The organism is Escherichia sp. MOD1-EC6475, from assembly GCF_003046645.1.
GTDB lineage: Bacteria > Pseudomonadota > Gammaproteobacteria > Enterobacterales > Enterobacteriaceae > Escherichia > Escherichia ruysiae.
In genome coordinates this window covers 1-2782 of the sequence record NZ_PZKQ01000093.1, presented here as the reverse complement: position 1 = coordinate 2782, position 2782 = coordinate 1, and the positions used below count along the sequence as shown (strand labels likewise).

The window sequence follows — 2782 nt, the reverse complement described above, 5'->3', positions numbered from 1 at the left end:
CTTCAGTAGCGGAGCAGGATGAATCGCCAGAAGTACCCATTTATCACTGTTTTCCCTGTGCATGCCTTGTCACTGGCTCGCGATGGATCCGTGCATGCTTGCCTCATTGGGTGATAACCGCGACCAGTTTAACAGCGTTGAAAAACTCAAAACTATACAGGCATTGAACCAGTAACCGAGCGAAGCGGCCAAAATCCAGGGGACACTGGCGTTGGCAGTATGCGAAGTTCGTCTGACAGACATTTGTGGAATGGACTGCGAAGACGTGTAACTCATCATACTGGGCCAGACTTTATTACTCGAGCCAGCGTGAGCGTGAAAAAGGGAAATCGCATCAATCAGCTATCCGGGCTCTGGCGTTTAAATGGATAAGGATCCTTTACCGCTGCAGGAAGACCAAACCCGGTACGACGAAGTGAAATATTTGCTGGCACTGAAACTCTTACTGAAACCATAAAATGCTTGTCGAATGTCTCAGGCCGTGATCGGACATTGATGATAGAATGTTTGCACCAGTTGGCGCTATCTCCAATAAAGGTGACGCCGTTGGGCTGGTCATTGACCATGATTTTAGTCGTTTCGTTGCAGTGACGTAGGGCAAAGCTGAGGCCCTCGGTTCAGACCAGAATCCCGCTCCCTGTTTATCAATATATTATGGTTGTCTAGCCGAAGCTAACCGTCACAACGATGCTCATGAAACGTTCAGTATCGTTCAACGGTTAGCACGGTGAGCTGCGTTTTCGCACAGCCTTAGCGTCGCGGTTCAGAGATGCCGTAAAGGCATCTCTGAAGGGCATGATGATTAGTGCTGATGCTCCGTATCGGGCGCTCTACCCTCCGCCATTTCGTTTATTTCCTCGACAAAATGTACGTAGTGAATGTAGTCATTTACATATTCGCGTCCCTGCTTAACCGATTGATTCGCCTGCTGCTTACTGAGTTCGGCTTTGGTAAATTTTTCCCGGATAGCATGCTCAATGTTAGCGGTCACCTTTGCCACCAGGCTATCAACACTGTTGGTGCGAAGTGCGGCATCAGCCTCTTGTACAATAACAGGAATATGACCTGCCGATTTTACACCGGTAAACGATGCACCTTCCGCTTCACGGTGAATACGTACCAGGGTGGTAAAAAGCTTTTGCTGGGCCTTTTCCTGAGAGGTTTGACTGCTGCCTTGTTTACTCATTGTTTCGTCAAACGCCTTTCTGACGTCATCTTCACGGTTTTCTGGTACCCATTTTAATAATGGGGTAACATCACGCGCCTGAAGGGCGCTTTTAGCCTCGGTGATCACAGGCCCATCCATGCTGTCGCAGTGGGCAAACGCCGTTGTGCTTACGGTCATTCCCGCAAGGAACATAATGCTTGCGCACAGGGATGTTCTGGTCTTTTTCTGCTTTTTCATATTAATACTCCCGGGTCTCTTTCGACCTGTTCATCTGCTTTTTTGTGTTTAAAGGAGGCAGAATTTCAGTCCTCTGCCGATTTGGTTGCAGAGTACTTGCGAGTAACCCGGGAGTCGTTCGAATTGATAAATTCGAACGTATGAAACGTAAAGTCGAACGTTCTGCTGACACGAAGCGTGTGTGGCGTCCGTTTCTCATATCTCGTTTTAAATTGTTGGTGCTCGTGCATGCTGAATGATCTATCTGTTTTTCTTCTGGCAGCAGGAATGATGCAGGCTGCATTGCTCTCTGTTTTTCTTCTTTTGCCGTCTAACATCATACAAGTCAGCAACCGGCTATTGGTGATCGTTCTGCTGACCCTTGCCGCCGGTTTTGGTGAACTTTTCCTCTATGGTAGCGGCGTGAGTTTTTTACACCCGAACTACGCCTATATCGGTACGCTTATCTCTCTGCTTCAGCCACCGGCTATCTATCTGTATACCCGTTCGCTGATGTATCGCCATTTTCGAATCCGGCCAGCTCATGCTGTACACTTAATCCCGTTTGCTACTGGCCTTATTGTGTTTTTCACGCTGTACGTTCCGTTATCTGACTCAGCAAAAATAACGCTCTTACAGCAGCAGGATTTACCGGGCATGCCAGTATCACTGCCCCTTGCATTGGCCTATCACGGGGTATTTCTCGGCTGGCTTGGCTATTCCCTCAGACGTTTGCGGTCATTTAATTCGGATATTCAGCATCTTTATTCCGATATTGCCCGCCAGCAAATGCTCTGGCTCCGCTTCCTGCTGTCAGGTTATTCGGGACTTTGGATAGTCAGTATTATTTGCTGCCTGTTTTTCTATCTGTTCAGGCTACCCGATAAAACGAGTTGGGTACTGCCCGTTGTCAGCATAGCGGGGTTTGCATTTATTAATACGTTATTAGTTTGTGCGCTGCGGCAACCCGCTGCGTTTATGGGGCTAACGCAGGCAGATGAAATCCTGCTGGAGAATATTCAGCCGGTTAAAGCACCGCAGTTACGGGGGGCTGAACAGGTGGATAAGGTGGCAGAATTTATGCACCGGAATCAGCCGTTTCTGGATTCCACCCTGTCCTTAAGCCAGCTTGCGCATCAGTTAAAACTCTCGCCGCACGATCTGTCAGCCATTATCAACAACGGGTTTCAGAAGAATTTTTTTACGTTTATCAGCGAGTACCGAATAGAGCACGCTAAAAAACTCCTGGCAATGCCGGAAGATAAGCGGACCATTCTTGATATTATGTATTCCTCAGGCTTTAACTCTAAATCGGTCTTTAATACCGCGTTTAAGAAGCAAACGGGTTTAACGCCTTCAGAATATCGGCGGCAATACTTAGGAAGGTGCGAACAAGTT

Annotated in this window: 2 protein-coding genes and 1 pseudogene; 2 read left to right on the top strand and 1 reads right to left on the bottom strand. The window is 47.9% G+C overall.

What is annotated here, in order from left to right; translation table 11 throughout:
* Positions 1–64: 64 nt before the first annotated feature.
* Positions 65–457, top strand: a pseudogene (locus A7589_RS22095) (transposase); the annotation flags it as partial.
* Positions 458–802: 345 nt separating this feature from the next.
* On the opposite strand, the gene A7589_RS22090 reads toward A7589_RS22095, so the two are convergent.
* Positions 803–1405, bottom strand: coding sequence for a DUF6448 family protein (locus A7589_RS22090; protein WP_048266682.1), 603 nt, complete (start codon positions 1403–1405; stop codon positions 803–805).
* A gap of 228 nt (positions 1406–1633) precedes the next feature.
* On the opposite strand from A7589_RS22090, the gene A7589_RS22085 reads away from it, so the two are divergent.
* Positions 1634–2782 (top strand): helix-turn-helix domain-containing protein (locus tag A7589_RS22085; RefSeq protein ID WP_108189017.1); only part of this gene is annotated, 1149 nt, incomplete at its 3' end.